The organism is Treponema sp. J25, assembly GCF_004343725.1.
GTDB lineage: Bacteria > Spirochaetota > Spirochaetia > Treponematales > Breznakiellaceae > J25.
The window spans coordinates 65,083-88,352 of the sequence record NZ_PTQW01000021.1 but is presented as its reverse complement, the minus strand read 5'-3'; the positions used below and the strand labels follow the sequence as shown (position 1 = coordinate 88,352).

Below are 23,270 nucleotides of genomic sequence, written 5' to 3'. Positions count from 1 at the left end.
AATTTCTTTCTGGGTTTTCTTTCCTATCTTTAAAGTTATTTTTAGGAGAAAACCCGAAGATGTGAGGTCTTCTTGTGAAGGGTAAAAAGAACCAAAAAAGAAACGGTACATCCGGATCTTTCCGGTACTTTTAAAAACAGAATAATAATACAGAGGGGGATGCCTATGAAAGAGAAAAAAAAGAGATCCAAAAAGCTATTGGTGGTAGCGATTCTAGGGGGCCTTGCGCTTATTATCACTATTGGGATGACTGTGTTCAGTGCCCATATGGATTTATACCTGGGGCGAGGGAAAGCAATCGTTCGGCCGGCGGCAGGAACCGAAAATTGGGAAAAGATTTATTATCAGAAAGACTACGAAAGTAAAGAAGCTTTACAAAAGGCAGCTAATGAACTAGTAGAACGAATTGAAGCGGAAGGTATCGTTCTTCTTAAAAACAATGGAACCTTACCGTTGAAAGGACCGAATAATCGGCCGCTTCGGGTTACTCTCTTGGGGCGTAGTGCTGCGGACCCGGTGTATGGGGGTTCTGGATCTGGTTCGGTTGACTTATCTTCAGTGGTGGATTTACGAACGGCTCTAAAAGATCGGGGTTTTGAAATAAACGAGACAGTTTATAGTGAACTCGCAGAATTTGCGAGCTACACCACCCGTTTGAGTAATACCGGTGCTACGATCAGGGTGTATAAGAATCCCCGGGCAAATATTGTGATGGACCGGCCCGGTTCTTCTACCTATTACATCGGTGAAATGCCGGTGAATAAGTATTCCTCCAGGGCAATCGCTTCTTTTAAGGATTATGCTGATGCAGCAATAGTTGTAATAGGCCGTGGTGGGGGTGAAGGAGGAGACCTGAGCCAGGATATCAAGGGCTTTGATGACAATTATGTAAAGGGACAGCATCAACTTCAGTTGAATAAGGACGAACGGGATCTGCTTGAGCTTGCTACACGGAACTTTGAAAAGGTGATAGTTCTGATCAACTCTAGCTCTGCCATGGAGTTGGGTGTCGTTGAAAAAAATCCCGGTGTTGATAGTATCCTGTGGATCGGTTCTCCCGGGCAGACCGGTTTTTATGCGGTAGCGGATATCTTAAAAGGTACGGTAACTCCATCGGGAAAAACCGCTGATATTTATCCTGCGGATTTTCGGAAGGATCCTACGTTTGTGAATTTTGGTAACTTTAAATACCGAAACATTCACCGGGGTAATGCAATTGGAGATGGTTTCTTTGTTCATTACGAAGAAGGTATATACTATGGATATCGATATTATGAGACGGCCGCAAAAGAAGGTTTTATAAATTACGATGAAGCGGTGGTGTATCCCTTTGGTTTTGGATTAAGTTATACCACCTTTGCATGGGAACTGGTGTCTCAGGAATTAGGTCCTGCCGATGGCCGCATTACCCTTTCTGTTCGGGTAACCAACACAGGGAATTACCCCGGCAAAGATGTGGTTCAACTTTACTGTAGTCCTCCCTATAACAAAGGTGGAATTGAAAAAGCGGCGGTTATATTAGCGGATTTTGCCAAAACAAAACTTTTAAAGCCCGGTGAATCTGATGTGGTTACCTTGGGGGTAGCTGTAGAAGATATGGCTTCGTATGATTACAAAAAGGAACGTGCCTATGTTCTTGAAAAGGGTCCCTATGTTTTTACTCTCCAGACTGATAGCCATCATGTAAAAGAGGGAGTACCGGAAATAGTCTATACGGTAGATCGAACTATTGTGTATAACGGTTCCAATCATCGGCGTTCTGATAAAACGATGGTGACCAATCAGTTTGATGATGTTTCTTCGTTGTTTGTGGATGAACCAAAAGCCGGTTATATCCTTAATATGAGTCGACGGGATTTTGCCAAGACCTTCCCTACCGCACCGGTGGCAGAGGATTATATAGCGAATGATATGGTGCTCGCTGGTTTCCAACCGTGGAAAGCGAGCGAACATGGAGATCCCCGTTTAAAAATGCCAAAGACCGGTGCCCAGAATGGGGTTTCTCTAATCGATTTACGAGGGAAGGATTTTACCGATCCTCTTTGGGATCTGTTCCTTGATCAAATTAATCCCAAGGATATTGCATCTATAGTTGTAAATTCGGCATATGCTACCGAAGCAATTCCGAGCCTTGGTAAGCCCGCTACAGTGGACCTTGATGGCCCCGCAGGTATTTCGGCCTTCATGGGAAATATTCATGGAACAGCCTATCCTTCGGAAGTTGTTATCGCCTCTACGTTTAATACTGAGCTTGCCCGAGAGATGGGGCGTATGGTGGGGAACGAAGCGCTGGAACTAGGAGTAAATGGCTGGTATGCCCCCGCTGTGAACATCCATCGTTCCCCCTTTGCGGGTCGAAACTTTGAATATTATTCTGAGGACCCCTATCTTTCCGGTAAGCTTGCTACTGCCGTTGTTTCTGGAGCTGCTGATAAGGGAGTATACGCGTTTCTCAAACATTACGTGTTGAACGATCAGGAGACAAACCGAAACAATAACGGTCTTGCTACCTGGGCCAATGAACAGGCCATTCGGGAAATCTATCTGAAACCTTTTGAAATGGTAGTAAAGAATGCCAAGACCACCATTAGGTATATTGCGGATGATAAAGGAACAATGAAGGAAAAAGAAATTTCTGCAGCTACCGCATTGATGAGTTCCTTTAACCGTATTGGTGCGGTTTGGACGGGAGGTTCGGTTCCTCTTATGCAACGGGTTCTTCGGGAAGAATGGGGCTTTACAGGGGTGGTTATCAGCGACTTTAACCTGTATCCGCACATGTTTGTGAATCAGGGCCTTATGGCTGGGACCGATTACAACATCACCTTCGCATCGATGAAATCGATGGAAGATGCCACGAGTCCTACGGCGGTAAACTATTTGCGACGAACCGCCCATCGTCTTATGTATACCATTGCCCATAGTAATGCCATGAATGGTCTTGTACCTGGGACCTCTGTGCGGTACACCATGGCTCCCTGGCGGATCGGACTGATTGTTTTTGATGTCTTTGTAGCAATAATAATAGCAATTCTTTTAGTTTTGCACTTCAAAGGATTGAAGAAACAGGGGAGGGGCCAATGAACTTAAACAAACAGAAACTTAGCTCTTCCCGATTTAAATCTATGAAATCTCTTGGAAGTGAATTACTGTGGTGTGGGAAACCTGTTTTGGTATGGTTGTTGGTTCTTCTTGCTTTGATAAGTTGCAGCAAAGAATCAGCGGGAGGGAAAAAGCCCATGAATGCAGAAAGATTTCGTGTTACCCTTGACCCTATCCTGAATGGCAAGCTCTCTTTTAAGCCTGCCGTGGTTTCGGGGGAGGAAGTCCCCGAAGGGATGCTTATCACCGTAGAAGCCCAGCCGGACGAGGGGTATGTACTGGATTCTTTGTATTATGCTATCGAAGGTGAATGGGGCCCCCAATACTATGAATCCATGACACCCTCTCTTACCGTGCAAGTGAAGCAGCCATTAAGAATCGGAGCGGCCTTTTTACGTAAGGATCTTCTTTCTGGTATAGAAGTAATACAGGATGTGGTGTATGCCCAACCGGGGGTAAAACCGCTTAAATACGATGTTTTCCGACCGGTTGGAGCCCAGGATCTTCCCCTTATTGTGATCATTCATGGGGGGGGCTGGCGTATCAACGATGAGAATATCATGCGGGGCATGGCTCGAGAAATGGCAAAAACCGGAAAGTATGTAGTAGCCAGCATTGATTACCGGTGGCTTGGAACCCTTGATGGTGATAAAGAGCCTACCCAAATCTGGCAATTGATTGAAGATGTATTTGGTGCCCTCGTCCACATCCAAGAACATGCTCGGGAGTATGGCGCTACCCCCTCTCGTATAGCCCTGACCGGTGATAGCGCAGGGGGGCACCTCTGTGCCTCTGCGGCGGTCATGGTAGAACGCATTGGTAGTAAGGGCTTTGTGGCTCCGGACCACCAGTTTAAACCGACTTATCTTTCTCCGGGGAAAACAGCAGAAGATGTTCGATCTTCTTTACTCAGGGCAATTAAAGTGGTGGCCCCAAGTTATGGCGTTTTTGGTGGTCCCATGCTTGCCCAAGCGGTAGGGATAGATGAATCCCTTCTTAAATATGTGTCTCCCATAGAGGCTATTCCGCCATCAGATAAACGAACCATCCCTCACTATCTTATTCGGGGGAATGCGGATCCTCTAATCTCTCAAGAAATGGTCCGTTCCTATGCGGAGGCCCTTAAAAAGGCTGGACAGACGGTACAGTATGTAGAGGTAGAAGGCGCAGGACATGCCTTCTTTGATTGGAAGCCCGATGCGGTTACTCGTAAAACTTTTGAACGTTATGGCGTCCCTTATATTCGGGATATGCTGAATTTTTTTGACAAATACTTGTGATCTGTGAGAATTGATACGAGAATATGGCCTTTATGAAGCTCTTAACAATTATTGTGCCGGCGTATAACGCCGAATCATATCTTGCCCGTTGTCTTGATTCCCTGCTTCCCGGAGGAGATGAGGTGGAAATTCTTGTAGTGGATGATGGTTCCACGGATGCTACCGCTAAACTCGCCGGGAAATATGAAGAACAATATCCTACCCAGGTGCGTCTTATATCTCAGTCAAATAAAGGGCATGGGGGGGCTATCAATACCGGTATTCAGTATGCCAGCGGACGGTATCTTAAAGTGGTAGATAGTGATGATTGGCTTGATACAGGGGCATACCAAAAGGTGTTAGAAGTACTGCGCGGACTAATAGTAAACGGAACAGAACCGGATCTTGTTATAGCCAATTATGTCTATGAAAAGCAGGGGAAACGAAGAAAAAAGGTGATTCACTACCGGGGTATTATTCCCGCCAATCGGATTGCTTCCTGGGATGAAATGGGTCCGTTAAAAAAAGGCCGGTATATCCTTATGCATTCGGTTATATACCGTACCCAGCTGATAAAGGATGTGGGGCTTGTGTTGCCGGAACATACTTTTTATGTAGACAACCTGTATGTGTATTTCCCCTTATCAGCGGTAAAAAAGTTCTATTATGTTGATGTGGATTTGTATCGCTATTATATTGGCAGGGCCGATCAGTCGGTCCAAGAAAAAAATATGATCCGTCGTATTGATCAACAACTTCGGGTAAATCGTTTAATGCTCGAAACCGTTTTGTTAGAAAAGGTGGAGAATCCCCGTCTTTTCTGGTATCTTATCCATTACTTTGAAATTGTTACGGCTGTTTCTTCAGTTATGTTAGTCCTTGCAGGAACAAAGGAACACTTTAAAAAACTTCGTGAACTATGGGAAGATATTAATCACCATAATCCTCTTTTGTATCAACATTTACGGCGAAGTCTTGTTGGGCGCTTCTTCCATCTTCCCCTCTGGTTTGGGCGTCCTCTGATTATTGGTTTTTATCGACTTGCCCAGGGGATCTTTGGGTTTAACTGAGTAAAAGAGAATCCCATGAAATACGACGTAGTGATAGTAGGTTCCGGTCTTTATGGAGCAACCTGGGCATATTTGGCTGCCAGGGCAAATATGCGGTGCCTTGTGTTAGAGCGGCGGTCCCATATTGGAGGCAATGTATATACCGAAGAAATCGAAAGTATTCATGTGCATCGATATGGGGCCCATATTTTTCACACTAACGATAAGGAAGTATGGAATTTTATTCAACAGTTTGGAGAATTTAACCATTATATTAATAGTCCGCTTGCCTATTATAAAGGAAAAATATACAACCTTCCCTTTAATATGAACACCTTTTACCAGATGTGGGGTGTGGTTCGTCCAGAGGAAGCGAAGGCGATCATTGAGGCTCAAAGGAAAGATCACTACGTGGAATATCCATCAAACCTCGAAGAACAGGCGATTAACCTGGTGGGTGTAGATATATACGAAAAGCTTATTAAAGGATATACGGAAAAACAATGGGGACGTCCCTGTACTGAACTTCCCCCGGATATTATTAAACGTCTTCCGGTACGGTTCATTTATGACAATAATTACTTTGATTCTCGGTATCAAGGAATCCCTGTGGATGGATATACCGCGATTATTAAGAAAATGCTCCAGGGGACGGATGTCCTCCTTAACACGGACTTTCTATCTGATCCTGAATATTGGAAGAGACATGCTTCGCTGGTGGTATATGCTGGTCCTATTGATGCTTATTTTAATTATGAATTCGGTCCTCTTGAATACCGAAGCCTTTGCTTTGAAACGGAAATTCTTGATATCCCTAACTATCAAGGAAACGCGGTGGTAAATTATACTGATCGGGATGTGCCATACACAAGAATCATTGAGCATAAACATTTTGTGTTTGGGAAGCAACCTAAAACGGTAATAACCCGAGAATATAGTCAGCCCTGGGAAATTGGTAAAGAACCCTATTATCCGGTGGGAGACCAAAAGAATGTAAGCCTGTACCAGAAGTATCTTACGAAGGCTCGAGAAGAGACCTCTGTTGTTTTTGGTGGTCGCTTAGGGGAATACCGATACTATGATATGGATCAGGTGATACGCCGGGCAATGGACACCTTTTATTCGGTAGTAAAGTAGAATGTTTTACTTTATAAAATAAACACCGTTCCCTCAAACATTTTCCCCGAGGCTGGTTTTTAGAGTTGTGTACTGTTTTCGGGGAGTGAGGCCAAGCGGCGCAGAGCACCAGCCAGGAAAGCCCTGGCCAGTAAAGAGGGGTGTCCTTAGGAGAGCCCTGGCTGGCGGCGCTCGCCACCTGCCGGGATTCTCTCCAGCCCTCAGAGGGATCCTTCATCATACAGGATTCCTCTTCGACCACTGGACTCTCGCCACGGGCTTTTGAGCGGCCACGGGCCACGGCGCGGCCCTCAAAGAGCCCCCGTACCAGGGCGGGACCCCCTCCGACCCGCCCCTCTTACCAAAACGGAGCCCCGCGGCCGCTACCGGAAGGGGTTCTCCGTTTTCTGTATTAGTGGGGCGCCCCGTGTTTCCCCAGCCTTTGGTTCAAACGCTGGGTAACCATTTTCAAAAGGGCGTCTCGGCTTATCCATAACAGGATAAGCCCTGTTACCCCAAAGAGGATGGTGGTGAGTGTCAGGGGAATTCCATAGGAAATGAGTCGTCCCTTACCGGCAAATAAACGGTACAGGGCGGGGGAAACAAAATACACCGGGATACTCGCTAGCGCCGAGAAGGCAAGGAGTTTCCCCGTATAGCGGACACTGGAACCTACGATGTGCCCCATGTCGATCTGGGGGGTGCGCCGCATGAAAATAAAGAGGAGCACCGTATTTACCCCGCTGGCTATACTCAAGGCCAGGGCCACTCCGCCGCCTTTCATGGGACCCACCAGCAGGGCGGCCAGTATCATGTTGATAAAAAACGAAAAAACCCCCGCAATCGTAGGAGATTTGGAGTTGCTTTGGGCGTAGAAGGCCGGCGCAAGGATGCGGTTCAGGGCGATAAAAAAGAGTCCCAGCATGTGGAAGGTAAAGGCCTCTTTGGTAAGGGCGACGGAGCTTTCGTCAAAGGACCGGCTCTGAAAAAGAAGTCGAATGATATATTCTCCCTGGATAAGAGAAAAGAAGGTTATGGGAATAGTGATAAGGGCGATGATATCGATGGCCATCACGAGGCGGCGATTGAATTCTCCCCACTGGTTTCGTTTGGCTTGCCCCGCCAGGTCTGGTAACAGGACGGTGCCAAGAGAAACCGCAAAGACCCCCAGGATAAGTTCCTGGAGCCGCAGCGAGTACTGAAGACTCGAAACCACGCCGGGACCCGCATTCCCCGCCAGGGCGGTAGAGACCAGGTCATTTAATTGGTAGGCCGCCATTCCAATGATGGTGGGACCCACAAGGCGGAATACCGTCCGGGTGCCAGGGTTAGTAAAGGCCTGCTTCAGCCCGGTGTAGCCAAACCGATGCCCCTTTCTTAGCACCCCGGGCACCTGGATAAGCACCTGGAGGGTTCCTCCTATCATTACCCCCACCGCCATAGCCCGGGCAGGATTGGCCATGAGGGGCGTTAAAAGGTAGGAACAGCCGATCACCGTGATATTAAGGAGTATGGGGGCGAGCCCCGTGGGGATAAAAATGTGGTGGCTATTCAAAATACCCTGCAATAGGGCCGCAAAGGAGATGAGGGCCAGGTAGGGAAACATAATCCGGGTAAGCAGGATAGTTTCATCCAATTCTGTAAGCCCAAAGAAGGGAATGATCCAGGGGGAAGCGATGATACCGAGAATAACTACCGTCGTTACAAGAACCGTCAGGGCAGTAATGAAAGATGAAAGGAAGGTCTGGGTCTTTGAGGTATCCCCTTCGATGAGGTACCCCTTAAAGGTGGGGATGAAAGCCACCGAAATGGAGCCCTCTGCGAAGAGACGGCGGAATAGGTTGGGAACCATGAACGCCACGGTAAAAGCGTCCGAAAGAGGGGTGGTTCCCAGCAGGGCGGCCTTTACCATTTCCCGCATAAGACCGAGCACTCGAGATGCGAGGGTAAGGACCGAAAGTATACTGCCCTGTTTTACAAGGTTCTGGGGTTCCGTGGTTTGTTCGTCACTCATGAGAAGCGCTCCCAGGATTTTGTAGTGCCGGTACCATATCTTGCGGTCGATTGGTGATAATACCCGCGCACCCAAGGGTTACCAATCCCCGGGCTTTCGCTGAGTCGTCCACTGTCCAGGGGACCACGGGGCGCCGGCCAAGGGTCTGTCGGAAAAACAAAAAGGCCCTGTGTACCATGTCATAGCGGGGCTTAAGGTAGTCACAACCAGAGATCCAGCGACCTTCTCCCCGGCGTAAATACAAGGGAAGCTCCGGATCGTTGCACCAGATGATGGCGGTCGGAAACGATGGGGCCCATCGTTTAAAGGCCCGCAGGGCCAGCGGATTAAAGGAACTCACGGTGACCGCCCCCTGAGCGCGGGGGCCGAATCGTTTCAGAAGCTGGGCCAGAGCTTCTGCCAGAAAATGATCCCGGGAAGAACGGCTTTTTATTTCGATATCGATATAGAGGGTGGGAAGGAATTCTTCCAGAACCTCTTCTAAAAGGGGGACCCGACTGTGAGAAAAGGAGGGATCCTTCCAGGACCCCACATCGATGTGGCGGAGCTCTTCCCGGCTTACCTCTTCGATGGGACGGGGATCTCCCGCTACCCGCATAAGGGTATCATCGTGGAGCACCACGATTTCCCCGGTTTTACAGCGATGGATATCCAACTCGATGCCAGGGGCGCCTACTTCTTGAGCCAGCCGAAAGGCTTCCATGGTGTTTTCTGGAGCCACCGAAGAACAGCCCCGGTGGGCAAAAATCAAGGGCCGGGGATACTCAGGCAATAGGGGTACACGGTGCATCATGGGAAATTCTCCACAAATATCCTAACTGGGGTTCTGGGGGTTTTGCATTTTCTTTTTAAGTTCTTCCAACGCCGCCTGGGCCGCCTGTTCTTTTTCTAAGGCGCTCAGAGCCCGTTCCGTTGCAGTCCCTTCCTCTTCTCCCGGCAGGTGCCCCGTGGTCATGAGCAGTTCCTGTTCGAGTAGGTCCGTATCTATCGACCGTTCTCGAGCCTTCAGCGCCGGCAGTTGGCGTTGCATCTGCTGAATTTGGGTTTTTAGCGTATCTATTTCAGCCTGAAGTTGGGTTTCTTTTTGAAGAACCTCGTCCCGCTTTTTTCGGGCCTCCTCGACCAGGTCCGGTTGTCCAAGGGATTCGGCCAGGCTCATCCGTTTTTCCCACTTCTCCCGTTCCTGACGAAGCTCTTCCTTTTGTTTTTCGGTAAGCTTAAGGGTGCTAAGATGGCCCAGAATATAGTCCCGGGCTTCTTCTGGGCTCATTCCCCGCAGGTCTTCTGGCTGCTGTTCCATAGGCGTTACTATAGCACGTTTTAGTGTCCCTGTCTTGAGTTCCATCCCCTATTACGGATATTCTTGAGCCCATGAAATGCCGTATACGTCCCCATCGATTTTCCGGTACCTACCGGATTCCCGCCTCAAAAAGCCACACCATTCGTCGTCTCCTGTTTGCCAGCCTGGCAGACGGGGTTTCCACCCTGGAGTATCCGCTGGATTCACTGGATACCCGTTCCTGTATGGAGGTTTGTCGGGCCTTTGGCGCCCGGATAGAAGAATACTATCAGGATGCCGAAGAAGCCCGCATCACCAATAACCCTAATGGGCCTACCGCGGATGGTCGTTACCTGTACCGTCTTGAAGTAACAGGAGTGGGGGGAGCCTCAGGCTTAATGACGCCTGAGGATGTACTCAACGTGGGTAACTCGGGGACCACCCTGTATCTGGCATTGGCGGTGGCGGCCCTCCACTGGCGGACCAGCGTATTCACGGGGGATTTCCAAATCCGGCGCCGCAGCGCGGGTCCCCTTCTTGCGGCCCTCCAGGGCCTGGGGGTAGAGGCCTATTCTACCCGGGATAATGGGTGTGCCCCCATTGTTATTCGGGGCCCCTGGAAGGGGGGACGGGTCCGCATCGAATGTCCCACAAGCCAGTACCTTTCGGCCCTCCTCATTGCGGCGCCCCTGGCTCCCGCCGGCACGGTGACGGAGATTGAGGTTCCCCTCTTGAACGAGAGACCCTACATTGATATGACCCTTTCGTACCTTAAGGCCCAGGGGGTCCCCTATACTGCCGCGCCGGATTATTCGTTTTTCAGGATCCCCGGCGGCGCTTCCTATCGTCCCATGGATGGCATTGTGCCGGGAGATTTTTCTTCCGCCGCCTTTCCTGCCTGCGCCGCGGCGGTAAGCGGTGGCACCGTACGGCTTATTGGGCTTGATCCAAACGATACCCAGGGCGACCGGGCCCTGTTTGATATGCTCCGGGTTATGGGCTGTGTTGTCTCCTGGGAGCAGGACCCCCTGGGGCCGGTAATCCAGGTTCAGGCTCCCCCCTATGGTCTTAGGGGTGCCGATTTTGACCTTAATGCCACTCCTGATGCGCTCCCCGCTCTGGCGGCCACGGCGGCCTGTGGTCAGGGGACAACCCGCCTTCTTAATGTGCCCAACGCACGCATTAAAGAAACGGACCGGATTGCCGTGATGGCCCAGGAACTCGGTCGGCTGGGAGTTCCGGTGCAAGAGTTTTCCGATGGGCTTGTTATACAAGGGTCAGCGGGTAAGCTCCTCGGGGGAACTGTGCGGGGCCATCACGATCACCGGGTAGTGATGGCCCTGGCCGTCTGTGGTCTTGCCTGTCAGCAGCCCCTTGTGGTTGATACGGCGGAAGCCGCCGCCGTAACCTACCCCCACTTCCTGACGCTCCTTGAAGGAGAAATGTTCGAATAAACCCAAAAGAGAAAGGGTTCTGTTTTTGTGTTTTTGTGGTTCTATTGTTTATGAAGAAGATATGGTAGGATAGGTTCTATGCGGGTGGTTATTGTGGGAGCGGGGATGGTAGGAACCATTCTTGCCCGTCATCTTATCGACGAAAAACACGAGGTTTCCCTGGTGGAGCAGGACGAAAGCCGGGCTCGCCATGCCTCTAATCGACTTGATTGTCTGGTGGTCCACGGTTCTGGTAACAATATCCACACCCTGGAAGAGGCCGGTATCGGTCGGGCCGATGCCCTGGTGGCGGTTACCCAATCGGATGAATTGAACCTGATTATCTGTGGCCTCGTGGAGGCCCGATATCCCCAGGTAAAAAAAATTGCCCGGGTCCGAAACGAAGAATACGATGAACTCACCCGGGGGAACAATCGGGCCCTTGGGATCGATCATTTTGTGGATCCCGATATTGAAGCGGCCCAATCGGTGGTAAGCGCCCTTGCCCATGGGGCTCTGGGGGATGTGCTTTCCTTTGGGGATAGCCCCTTTGAGTTGGGGACGATTCCTATTCACGCTCGAAGTCCCTTCTGTGGGATCCCCGTAAAACAGTTTCGGTCCCTTGCTAAGGCGGAGGTCCTCCTTACCATGGTGCATCGGGCCGAGGAAACCCTTATTCCTTCGGGGACCACAACCCTTTTGGAAGGAGATCGGGTATATGTGCTGGGCACCCAGGATCAAATTAAAAAGGTGTATGAGCTTAATGGCCAGAAGTATCGATCTCTTAAGAAAATTGCAATCATTGGGGGAAGTCGCGTAGGCATATTGACCATCCGATCCCTCTTGGAAAAGAGTGCTACCCCTAAAAGGGGAACCTTTTTCTCATGGTTTTTCCGATCCTTTTCCCAGAAGAATTTGCTTCTTATCGATAAAGATTACGAGGTGTGTAAGTCTATAGCAGCCCAATTCCCCCAGATATTGGTTCTAAACGAAGATATTTCAGATGAAACCTTTGTTTCTGAAGAGGGGCTACATGATCTTGATGCGGTGGTAACCACCACCGAGAATCAGGAATTGAATATCATTACCGCCTTATATTTAAAGAATCGAGGGGTTGATCGGGCGATAGCTCTGGTGGGAAGCCCCGGGTATGCCGCCATCGCCCGTCACCTGGGGATCGATGTGATAATCCCCATGAAATCGGTGGTGGTAGATTCGATCCTTACCTTTTTGTTAGGAGAAGGGATTAATCGTTTCCATAGCCTGGGCGATGGTTCGGTGGAGGTAATGGAGTTACATCTCGGGGATCATTCTGAACTTATCGGAACCCGTCTCGATGTGTTCGGTCTTGTGTCCGGCGCCCTGATCCTCTATGTGCAACGGGGAAAAGAGACCTTTATCCCCCAGGGAAACTATGAGTTTAAAGCTCAGGATCGTATTGTGGTGCTTGCCAAAAAGGGCTTTGAGCAGGATCTTAAGCGACTTTTTGGTCATAGATCATAGGTATACAGGAAAGGTCCCATGAAACAACCGGTAATCCTGCGGCTCCTTACTATACTCCTTGGCCTTGTGGCTCTTTCCATGGTTCCCCCCTTTATTTTTGCGCTCCTTGATAAGGACCCCCAGGTGATAGGGGGCTTCCTGTTCCCTATTGTCTTTGCCCTGGTGGCAACGGTGGTGGTGCTTTTCCTGGGCTCTCCGGCGAATATTCAGTTTTCTAAAGGGGACGGCTTTGTGGTGGTAAGCCTTGCCTGGATTTTTACCAGCCTGTATGGGGCCCTACCGTTTTATTTAAGCGGGGTTACCCCGAATCCGGTGGACGCCCTTTTTGAAAGTGTCTCCGGGTTTACTACCACGGGGGCCTCCATATTTCAGAGTGTGGAAGCCCTTCCCCGGGCGATTCTTTTGTGGCGGGCCATTACCCACTGGTTGGGTGGGATGGGCATCGTGGTGCTCACCGTGGCCCTGCTCCCCCTCTTAGGGGTTGGAGGCTTTCAGCTTATTAAAGCGGAAACGCCGGGTCCTGAAAAGGATAAGGTAACCCCCCGCGTAACGGCCACCGCCAAGATTTTGTGGCTCATCTATATCTTTTTAACGGCCTTAGAAATCATCCTGTTACGAATGGCCGGCATGACCTGGTTCGATGCGGTTTGCCATGCCTTTGCGACGATGGCTACCGGTGGATTTGGGACGAAGAATGCAAGCGTGGGCCACTATAATTCTGCCCTTATTGATTGGATAATCACCTGTTTCATGTTTTTAGCGGGCATGAACTTCAGTCTGTATTATCGCCTGATTCAAGGAAAGATTGAAGATATCTGGCACAATACGGAACTGCGGGTTTATGTCGCTATTGTGCTCATCGCTACCCTGGTGGTAAGCCTTGCCATTCAGGATACCTACGAAAATTTCATTCATGCCCTCCGGTATGGAGCTTTTCAGGTGGTCTCCATTATAACTACCACCGGGTTTGCCACCGCCGATTTTGATGGGTGGGCTAGCCTTGCAAAGGGGGTTCTTTTTCTCCTTATGTTTGTGGGTGGCTGCTCCGGTTCCACCGGAGGGGGCATTAAGGTGATTCGCCACGTGGTGCTTTTTAAACAGGCGGGGAACGAACTGCGACGGGCTATTTATCCCCATGGGGTGTTCAGCGTTTGTCTTAACGGCAAGGTAGGGCGGAAAGATGTGGTGTATGGAGTGGCGGGTTTTGTGTTCCTGTACCTTTCGCTGGTGTTTGGGGTCACGTTGATAACCACCAGTGCGGGGGTAGATCTTCTATCGGCCTTTTCTACCGCCTTGGTTACCACGGGAAATATAGGTCCCGGCTTCGGTCTTGTGGGGCCCACTCAAAATTATGGGTTCCTTCCGGATTATGTAAAAATTGCCTGTTCTTTTGCTATGATTGCGGGACGCCTTGAGTTGTTGACCCTCTTTGTGCTCTTTAGTCCCGTGTTCTGGAGACGGTAGGGCTCCCTTTTTTTGCGGGTTTTACGGGCCCCGCCCTCTTTCATGGCCGGTCTCTTACCGGAAATGGGGCCTGCCGGTTTTCCCCCTTGACAGTCCCTGGTTCTCTCACTAGTCTACCAAGAAAGGCGTTGACGGAGACGAGTACCTGCAGGGCGGGTCAACCCTGGATGCAAAAAGGGCGTCCAGGCGAGAGAGGAGGGGCCACAGGCTGAAAGCCCCTCTGGCTGCGGCGGCAGGGAAAACCCCTCCCGAGCTGTCCTGGTGAACGGCCTTCTGGCCCAGTATTCAGGACCGGCAAGCCCCCGTCAGTGGCGAAGAGGGCGCTCCCCGTCGCGGGGAAGCGAAGCGGGGTGGTACCGCGGGCACGGTAGGTGTTCGTCCCCGCCCAGTGATACAGCAAGCACCCTTTGCAGACTTTTAGAAAACAGAAGGGTGCCGCTCCTGTATCGGGAGGTACAATATGTCTTCCAGTTCCGTATCGTCGGGGCAGGCCCCCGCGCAAGATCATCAAAAGCAGGATAAACTTTCCACCATTCGCCATTCCGTAAGTCATATCCTCGCTGCAGCGGTTACCCGTTTGTATCCGGGCACAAAGGTTGCTATCGGTCCCGCCATTGAAAACGGGTTTTATTACGATTTTCAGCTTCCCCGGCCTATTACGACGGAGGACCTTCCTGCCATTGAGGAAGAGATGAAGCGGCTTATCGAAAACCGCCATGACTTTGTACGGGTGGTGGTAAGCCGAGAAGAGGCCCTGCGACGATTTGCCGATGAACCCTTTAAGGTGGAGCTTATCAACGAACTTCCGGCGGATGCGGAAATCAGTATCTATGAACAGCGGGATGTTTCGGGGGCCCTTATCTGGGCGGACCTGTGTCGGGGTCCCCATGTGGCAAATACCCGGGAAATTAACTCCGCCGCCTTTAAACTCATGAATATCGCCGGGGCCTACTGGCGGGGCGATGAAAAACGGCCCATGCTTACCCGGATTTATGGAACCGCCTGGGAAAACCCGAAGGACCTCAAGGCCTATCTTAGCTTCCTGGAAGAAGTGGAAAAGCGAGACCATCGCCGGCTCGGGAAAGAACTGGACCTCTTTTCCATCCATGAAGAAGCCGGGGCGGGGCTTATCTACTGGCACCCCAATGGGGGCCGTATGCGGGTGGCCCTGGAAAACTTCTGGCGGACCGAACATTACCGGAATGGCTACGAGATTCTGTATACGCCCCACGTGGGTAAGTCCTGGCTGTGGGAAACCTCGGGGCACCTGGGCTTTTATAGAGAAAACATGTATGCCCCCATGCAGCTTGATGAGCAGGATTACTATGTAAAGCCCATGAACTGTCCCTTCCACATCATGATTTACAAGACCCGCCAGCATAGTTATCGGGACTTACCCCTTCGGTGGGCCGAACTGGGGACGGTCTATCGTTATGAACGGTCCGGGGTGCTCCATGGGCTTTTGCGGGTCCGGGGCTTTACCCAGGACGATGCCCACATCATCTGTACCCCTGACCAGATTGAAGGAGAAATCCGGGAGGTCCTGCGGTTTAGCCTTTCCATATGGAAGACCTTTGGCTTTAAAGATATTAAGGCCTACCTCGCTACCCGACCGGCCGCCTCGGTGGGAGAAGAATCCCGCTGGCAGGCCGCCCTGGAATCACTGCGAAAGGCCATCGAGGCGGAAGGGATGCCCTATGAGATTGATGAAGGGGGTGGGGCTTTCTATGGGCCTAAAATCGACTTGAAGATAAAGGACGCCCTGGGGCGAGAGTGGCAGATGACCACCATCCAGTTCGACTTTAATCTGCCCGAACGATTTGACATGACCTTTATCGATGCGGATGGGCAGCATAAGCGGCCCTACATGGTACATCGGGCCCTGTTGGGTTCTCTGGAACGTTTCTTTGGGGTGATGATTGAACACTTTGGGGGAGCCTTCCCGGTGTGGATTGCCCCCGAACAGGTGGCGGTCATTCCCGTGGCAGAGGCCTTTAATGACTATGCCCGTTCGGTTATTTCCCGTCTTAAGGCGCTGGATATCCGGGTGAGTGGGGAACTCTCGGATGAACGGATGAACGCCAAAATTCGTTCCTGCCAGGGCCGTAAAATACCCTATATGCTCGTGGTGGGCCAGAAAGAGGCGGATGAAGGAACCGTCTCTATTCGCCTGCGGGATGGTCGCCAACTGCCAGCCATGAAGGTGGAAGATTTTATCAGCTATCTCCAGGACAGGATACACACCCGTTCCCTGGAACTGTAGTAAAAAGGCAGGTCTAACCCCAAGGCCTATGGGCCAGGATTTCTCCATGAAAAAGCCCCCGTTTGCCGGGGGCTTTTCTTTTAGACGTTGTATTAATTGAAGATACAGAAGATCTCCACTGCCGGATGATCCGACAGCACACCGCTGCGGGTCATCCTTTTAGGTCCTATCCTCTTAGAAGGGCCGATCCGCCAGGTACTTGTATTCCTTCCAGGTCCGTTCAATCTGGGCCTTTGCCTTAGCCAGAAGCAGGTCTGCCCGGGCGGGATCCGCCGCCTTAAGGGCCTTAAAGCGAACTTCCTTATACATGAAGTCCTCCACGGGCGTGCTGGGCTCCTTAGAGTCAAGCTGGAAGGGATTCTTTCCCTGTTCCTTAAGTCGAGGATCATAGCGATACAGGGGCCATACACCGCTGGTGACGGCCGCCTTCTGCTGATCCATCCCCTTCATCATGTCGATACCGTGGTTGATACAGTGGGAGTAGGCGATGATGATGGAAGGTCCATCGTAGCTTTCCGCTTCCCGGAAGGCCTTGATGGTCTGGGCAATGTTGGCTCCCATGGCAACCCGGGCCACGTAGACGTAGCCATAACTCATGGCCATGGCGCCCAGGTCCTTCTTGGTGGTTTCCTTACCGGCGGCGGCAAACTTCGCGATCGCCCCGACCGGGGTTGCCTTGGACATCTGACCACCGGTGTTGGAGTATACCTCCGTATCCAGGACCAGAATATTCACGTTTCGACCCGAAGCAATCACATGGTCCAGTCCGCCGTACCCGATATCATAGGCCCATCCGTCCCCACCGATGATCCACACGGACCGCTTAATAAAGTGGTCCGCCAGGGACAGGAGATTTTTGGCCAGCGGTTTGGTTTCTTTTGCCAGGGCCGCCTTCAGTTCTTCCACATATTTTCGCTGGGTTTCAATTTCTTCGTCGCTGGATTGGGGGTTAGAAAGAATCTTATCGAGCAGGGCAGTCTGAATACCCGCCTGTTTGGCTTCTTCTGCCACTTCCCGGGCGTGCTCTGCCAGTTTGTCGCTGGTAAGGCGCATACCAAAACCAAATTCGGCCGCATCCTCAAAGAGGCTGTTGGACCATACCGGACCCCGCCCATCGTCTCGGGTCGTATAGGGAGTGGTTGGCAGGTTCCCTCCATAGATGGACGAACAGCCGGTAGCATTGGCGATGAGCAGGCGATCCCCAAAGAGCTGAGACATGAGTTTGATATAGGGTGTTTCCCCACAGCCTGCGCAAGCGCCCGAGAATTCAAAGAGGGGCTGCTTCATCCCAATCCCTTTGGGTACGTTCAGGTTAAGGAGTTTGCTGTCCGTGTTGGGGATCTTCAAGAAGAAGTCCCAGTTCTTAGCCTCTGTTTCTCGCAGAGGTATCTGGGGCTCCAGGTTAATCGCCTTAAGTTCCGGATTGTTCTTGTTCTTTGCAGGACAGATATTCACACAGGCCCCACAGCCGGTACAATCCTCCGGGGCAACCTGCAGGGTGAATTTCATGCCTTCGAATTCTTTCCCCTTGGCGTCGGTGGACTTGAAGGTTGCGGGAGCGCCCACCAGGTATTTGGGTTCATAGGCCTTCATGCGGATAACCGCATGGGGACATACCATGGTACAGTTGCCGCACTGGATACAGGTTTCGGGATCCCAGACGGGAATTTTTTCGGCGATATTCCGTTTTTCGTATTTGGTGGTTCCCGTCGGATAGGTTCCATCGTCGGGTAACTTAGATACGGGAAGCTTGTCACCCCGGTTGGCGATAATTTCGCCCAGGACTTCCTTGACGAACTTCGGTGCCGTTTCAGGAACGGGCGGTAACATGTGGGACTTGCTCGTTACCTGCTTGGGATAGTTCACCTGATGTACCCCTTCCAGGGCCATGTCGATGGTGGCGATGTTCTTCTTAACGATTTCTTCGCCCTTCTTCCCGTAGGTTTTCTTAATAGCCTGCTTGATGAGTTCTACCGCCTCTGCTTCAGGAAGTACGCCGGAAATCTTAAAGAAGGCGGTCTGCATGATAACGTTGATGCGGCCTCCCATACCGGCCTTTTCGGCGAGGGAAATAGCATCAATCACATAGAACTTAAGTTCCTTATCGATGATTTGTTTCTGCACTTCCTGGGGAAGGTGATCCCACACCTGGTCAGCCGGGTAGGGGCTTGCAAGGAGGAATGTGGCTCCCTTCTTTGCCCGGGAAAGCATTTCTACCTTTTCGATAAAGCTGAACTTGTGGCAGGCAATAAAGTCTGCCTTGGATACCAGGTAGGGCTTCTTAATGGGCTTTTTACCGAAGCGCAGGTGGGACACCGTCACGGTTCCTGCCTTCTTGGAGTCGTATACAAAGTACCCCTGGGCGTTGTTGTCGGTGGCATCTCCAATAATCTTAATGGAGTTCTTGTTAGCCCCTACGGTTCCATCGGAACCAAGCCCGTAGAAGAGGGCCTCAAACACCCCTTCTTCTTCAAGATCAAAATGTTCGTCCCATTCAAGGGATGTAAAGGCCACATCGTCGTAAATACCGACGGTAAAGTGGTTCTTGGGCTCCTCTTTTTTCAGGTTGTCGAAAATAGCCTTGGCCATGGCAGGGGTAAATTCTGCCGAACCAAGCCCATACCGCCCGCCTACGATTTTGGGGTACACCTTGAATTGGCTCTTACCACTTCCCATAACTTCGCCGATGGCGGTGCGGACATCTTCGTAGAGGGGTTCTCCGAGGGAGCCCGGTTCCTTGGTGCGGTCCATAACGGCGATGGCCTTTACGGTGGCCGGAAGGGCCGCTACGAACAGGGCGCTATCGAAGGGGCGGAAGAGGTGTACCTTAAGGACACCGACCTTCTCTCCCTTCTTATTGAGGTAGTCAACGATTTCTTCTACCGGTTCAGCCCCGGAGCCCATAATAACGATAACCCGCTCTGCGTCGGATGCACCATAGTATTGGTACACCTTATACTGCCGACCGGTAATCTTGGCAAACTGGTCCATGTATTTCTGGACAATGGCAGGAACGGCTTTGTAGTATTTGTTTACCGTTTCTCGCCCGGTAAAATACACGTCCGGGTTCTGGCTGGTACCCCGAATAGCCGGATGCTCCGGATTAAGTCCCCGCTGTCGGTGGGCCGCCACAAGCTCATCGGAGATAAGCTGCTTCATCACCTCGTACGAGAGCTCTTCTACCTTTTGCACCTCGTGGGATGTCCGGAAACCATCAAAGAAGTGCAGGAAGGGAACCCGGGATTCCAGGGTAGATGCATGGGCAATCAGGGCCAAATCCATAACTTCCTGGACATTGTTGGAAGCCAGCATGGCAAAGCCGGTCTGCCGGCAGGCCATCACGTCCTGGTGATCCCCGAAGATTGAAAGCCCCTGGGCTGCAATGGCCCGGGCCGCAATGTGGAACACCGTGGGGGTCAGCTCTCCCGCAATCTTGTACATGTTGGGAATCATCAAGAGGAGCCCCTGGCTTGCCGTAAAGGTAGTAGAGAGGGCTCCAGTGGTAAGAGCGCCGTGTACCGCGCCGGCGGCGCCGGCCTCAGACTGCATTTCTACAACCTGGGGAACCGTGCCCCACAGGTTCTTCCTTCCCTGGGCAGAAAACTCGTCGGAGAGTTCTCCCATGGGACTCGACGGGGTAATCGGATATATGGCGATTACTTCACTACAGGCGTGGGCTATGTGGGCCGCCGCTGTATTTCCGTCAATCATGACCATCTTTTTATCAGACATAGACCTTCCTCATAGGTGGGATTAATAAGGTGGAATGGCTATTTTACTTATAGCCATCTCTACTATAGAACGGTGAGAAAAAATGTGCAAGCACCCCTTTACTAAGGGGAAGAGAAAACAACCTTTCTTTCTGAAAAAACGTCGGGCTGGGGAAATTTTTGCAGGTCCCCTTTGTGGGCATGAACCGACGCTTCTGTGTTTTGTGGGCCCCAAGGTGAAATTTATAACACTTTTTTGTTTCCCGGGAGCCGCCCCCCTTTCTCTGAAACGGCGCTCCTCGAGGTATCCCTCTGGGTTTTATTCAGGTTTTACAAAGAATTGCATGAGTTGCACAAAATAGTAGATCTTCTTGTAGACTTCGGTGATTCGCTGGTCAATGGGATGTTCTGAGGCTCCCTCGAGCTCTTTCCAGTTAATGATAAGATCGTGGGGTGTTTTTTGATAATCCTCTAGGGCGGATTTCAGGTTTTTCCCGATGACAATACAGTCCTGGGCGGCGGTGGTAATCAGCTTAAGGGCCTCGTCATTTATGCCCTTAAGAAGGGTCCGAACGTATTTTATCTGTTCCTTATCTCGGTCGGCCTTGGCCATGGCGATGCGAAGCCGGGTTCCCATATCTCCCTCGTCGGCCAGGTTGTCATCGAAGGTAACAAGCCGGTTCGAAACTTCCATAAGCTCGTGATACGACTCTGAAAGTTGCTGAGATAACACGTTACTTACCCATTGGCCCCGGACCAAAAGGAGATCGCAGAGTTCCCGAATATCCTTTTTAAAGACATCAAGAAGAAAGGCCTTAAGATAATTCAGGGCCTGCACATAAATAAAGCCCCCCAGCATCTTTTTAGAAAAGACCACGTTCGCCTTATCGGTATAGTTCTTAAGACGGGAAATGGAGGGGGTCCCAAAGATGGCTGTGGCAAGTTCTTCGATTTTTGAAGTCCGCCGCTGCTGGATAATCCGCTGAATGGTAACATCTACCTGGGTTTTTATTTTTTGGATGTGGGGGTCCAGGATTGCTTCATGGGGGACTCGCAGTTGGGCCTGCCAGGTAGGATTCTTTTCTATGTGGCGTACCATCAATTCCAGGATACCAGTTCGTTTAATGTCAGAAAACAGGGAAAGGAGTTTTTGCCACTGGGAAGCTCCGATAACTTCTACCCCTTTGTAGGTCTTTAGTATCTCAAAGACCTTTGTCCACTCTTTTACCTGATCAAGGGGATACATCACTTCGATAAAATCCTTGATGTCGTCTACCACATACTCTGCCCGGATTGCTTCAAAACGGGGTTTATAAGAGAAATTTCGTTCCGCTAGGTTGGCATCAAACTTTTTCAGGAGGAAAAAATAATCAAACTTTACAAGCTGCACAAAGAGGAGAATCGCGTTATAACAATCCTCGATGGCAAGGCTCTTTTCTCCATCAAAGGAAGCGATAAAAGAAGTGAGATCTTCGTTGACCTGTTGGGAAAGATTTTTAAGGGGGATGGTCTTTGCCCGCTCTATAATAGCTTCTTCGGTAAGGCGATTTTGTAATTCCCGGCCCTTATCATCAAGGAAATGTTCGATGACTATTTTCTTAAGCTCGTTTGATTTATCCGCATTTTGTAAGAAGACCTGGGCGGGCGAAACAAGCTTATACACGTCGTAAAAAAATTTTGCAAACAGAGGCTGGGCCTCTTCTCCTTTTACCTTATAAAACCTATATTTATGCTTAGATAGATCCCTGGCTATCTGTTTGAGGAGCCTTTTTTTTTCTACCTCCGGATCGCCGGATGCGGTAAGGAAAGAAAGTATCCTTTCAATAAACCCTAATGCCATGGGAACCCCTGGATATAATAGAACGTCTTCTTTTACAGTAATGGTAAAATGGTCCAGTCGTCAATAGACTTGAAACAGCTACGGGCATATCTCCTGGAAAGGGCCCGACAATCGGGCTTTGTGGCGGTTCGTCTCCTGGAGCAATCCCGGTATGCCCATCTCCCGGAGGTGCTGGAGTATGTGGAGGGGGCTCCGACGCTGCTCCTTGTGGCGCTTCCCTATGGAAATAGGCTTGCCTCCCCTTTTCCGCCCCCTCCCGGCTGGAAGGTTCTTGCTCTGCAGGAGCCCCCTCTGGTGGGTCTGCCGGGATCAGAGGAAAGGGATAGATCCGAAGAAAAGCCCCTTGCCTCAGGTGAGGGGCTTGTGGAGGAAAAAGCCCTTCCGGAAAGAAGGGAGACTCCAGGGACTTTGAAAAGGCCGATAGCCCCTCAAGCAGTGCCCGGCTACATTGCCCCCTTTGCCGTGAGAAACTACTATGGGGAATTGGTGCATCGGCTTAAGCTTCTGGCGGCGGATCTGCGTTCCCGTTGGGGAGGAACAAAGGGGGATTTTCGCATTTTTTGTAATTCCCACCTTCCGGAACGGGAGCTCTGTCTCCGTTCCGGCCTTGGGTGGCAGGGGCGCCATGGGCTTCTGATTACACCCCAGGCGGGTTCGCTGGTAGTGCTTGGGGGAATGGGGCTTCCCTGGCCTTTAGCGGGTGATACGCCTTTCCCCGGTGTCCTCGAGGGGGATTTCCCCGCCTGTCGCCGCTGTATGAAGCGATATCCTCCCGAATCCCTCCCCTGTGTGGCCGCCTGCCCTACCGCCGCCCTTACGGCAGACGGGACCTTACGGCGGGAGCGGTGTATCCAGTGGTATGCCTCGGGACACGCCGCTCCACCCCCTGATATCCAGGCGGTATGGGGGCATCGGTTGTATGGGTGTACGAATTGCCAGGACGCCTGTCCATACAATCAGCGGTACATCCCCGGTGTCCCCACAAACCGGGGGGCCCTTCCTGCGGTCATGGACGTGCAAAGGGTACTTTCCCTGGAAGAAGGCGAACTTGCCTCCTATCTTCGGGGGACCACCCTGGGGATGCGGTGGCTTGGGGCAGCGGTTCTTAAGCAGAACGCTGCCCGGATTCTTACCTGGCATGAAAGATTTTTTTGTGGAGAATAGCCATCTCAAAAAGGGCCCATCCGTGGCTAGCCCTTTGCGGTGACTGGATTCTCCTGACTGCCATTTTCTGCCTG

14 protein-coding genes are annotated in these 23,270 nt (G+C 51.1%); 9 read left to right on the top strand and 5 right to left on the bottom strand.

Annotated features, from left to right (window positions below):
• Positions 1-165 precede the first annotated feature (165 nt).
• The 4 genes from C5O22_RS07815 (at position 166) to glf (ending at position 6,547) form a co-directional block, all read left to right on the top strand.
• Complete coding sequence (locus tag C5O22_RS07815) at positions 166-3,084, top strand: glycoside hydrolase family 3 C-terminal domain-containing protein (RefSeq protein WP_165910455.1); 2,919 nt, start codon at positions 166-168, stop codon at positions 3,082-3,084.
• A 155-nt stretch (positions 3,085-3,239) separates the two neighbouring features.
• Positions 3,240-4,382 carry an alpha/beta hydrolase gene (locus C5O22_RS07810; protein ID WP_165910454.1) on the top strand — a complete coding sequence of 381 codons (1,143 nt, stop codon included), beginning with the start codon at positions 3,240-3,242 and terminating at the stop codon, positions 4,380-4,382.
• A 32-nt stretch (positions 4,383-4,414) separates the two neighbouring features.
• Positions 4,415-5,431 (top strand): glycosyltransferase family 2 protein, encoded by a 1,017-nt coding sequence (locus C5O22_RS07805; protein WP_132780657.1) that lies wholly within the window; start codon positions 4,415-4,417, stop codon positions 5,429-5,431.
• 15 nt (positions 5,432-5,446) lie between these two features.
• Positions 5,447-6,547 carry a UDP-galactopyranose mutase gene (gene glf, locus C5O22_RS07800; protein WP_132780656.1) on the top strand — a complete coding sequence of 367 codons (1,101 nt, stop codon included), beginning with the start codon at positions 5,447-5,449 and terminating at the stop codon, positions 6,545-6,547.
• Positions 6,548-6,938: 391 nt separating this feature from the next.
• On the opposite strand, the gene murJ is transcribed toward glf, so the two are convergent.
• Genes murJ through C5O22_RS07785 form a run of 3 tightly spaced genes read right to left on the bottom strand, consistent with a single transcriptional unit; the run spans position 6,939 to position 9,840 of the window.
• Entirely contained in the window at positions 6,939-8,540 is a 1,602-nt protein-coding gene (gene murJ / locus C5O22_RS07795; RefSeq protein ID WP_132780655.1) for a murein biosynthesis integral membrane protein MurJ, read from the bottom strand.
• Positions 8,533-9,333 carry a glycerophosphodiester phosphodiesterase gene (locus tag C5O22_RS07790; protein WP_243692907.1) on the bottom strand — a complete coding sequence of 267 codons (801 nt, stop codon included), beginning with the start codon at positions 9,331-9,333 and terminating at the stop codon, positions 8,533-8,535. The genes murJ and C5O22_RS07790 overlap by 8 nt, the downstream gene beginning before the upstream one ends.
• Positions 9,334-9,354: 21 nt before the next feature.
• Entirely contained in the window at positions 9,355-9,840 is a 486-nt protein-coding gene (locus C5O22_RS07785; protein WP_132780654.1) for a chromosome partitioning protein, read from the bottom strand.
• A 71-nt stretch (positions 9,841-9,911) separates the two neighbouring features.
• Between C5O22_RS07785 and aroA the strand changes: the two genes are divergently transcribed.
• The 4 genes from aroA to thrS all read left to right on the top strand — a co-directional run bounded on the left by aroA (position 9,912) and on the right by thrS (position 16,482).
• Entirely contained in the window at positions 9,912-11,273 is a 1,362-nt protein-coding gene (gene aroA, locus C5O22_RS07780) for a 3-phosphoshikimate 1-carboxyvinyltransferase (protein WP_132780653.1), read from the top strand.
• A gap of 78 nt (positions 11,274-11,351) precedes the next feature.
• A complete protein-coding gene (gene trkA, locus C5O22_RS07775; protein ID WP_132780652.1) occupies positions 11,352-12,755 on the top strand; it encodes a Trk system potassium transporter TrkA in 1,404 nt (467 codons plus the stop codon).
• A gap of 18 nt (positions 12,756-12,773) precedes the next feature.
• On the top strand, positions 12,774-14,219 hold the full coding sequence (locus tag C5O22_RS07770; RefSeq protein ID WP_132780651.1) for a TrkH family potassium uptake protein: 1,446 nt from the start codon (positions 12,774-12,776) through the stop codon (positions 14,217-14,219).
• 460 nt (positions 14,220-14,679) lie between these two features.
• On the top strand, positions 14,680-16,482 hold the full coding sequence (gene thrS / locus C5O22_RS07765) for a threonine--tRNA ligase (RefSeq protein ID WP_132780650.1): 1,803 nt from the start codon (positions 14,680-14,682) through the stop codon (positions 16,480-16,482).
• 174 nt (positions 16,483-16,656) lie between these two features.
• Here thrS and nifJ read toward each other — a convergent pair whose 3' ends face one another.
• Both nifJ and C5O22_RS07755 read right to left on the bottom strand, forming a co-directional pair.
• On the bottom strand, positions 16,657-20,214 hold the full coding sequence (gene nifJ / locus C5O22_RS07760; RefSeq protein ID WP_132780649.1) for a pyruvate:ferredoxin (flavodoxin) oxidoreductase: 3,558 nt from the start codon (positions 20,212-20,214) through the stop codon (positions 16,657-16,659).
• Positions 20,215-20,511: 297 nt separating this feature from the next.
• Positions 20,512-22,032: a DUF5312 family protein gene (locus C5O22_RS07755; RefSeq protein ID WP_132780648.1), complete on the bottom strand. Its 1,521-nt coding sequence runs from the start codon at positions 22,030-22,032 to the stop codon at positions 20,512-20,514.
• A 48-nt stretch (positions 22,033-22,080) separates the two neighbouring features.
• Between C5O22_RS07755 and C5O22_RS07750 the strand changes: the two genes are divergently transcribed.
• The gene (locus C5O22_RS07750; protein WP_132780647.1) at positions 22,081-23,196 is read left to right on the top strand and encodes an epoxyqueuosine reductase; all 1,116 of its coding nucleotides are present in this window, start codon (positions 22,081-22,083) and stop codon (positions 23,194-23,196) included.
• Positions 23,197-23,270 lie beyond the last annotated feature (74 nt).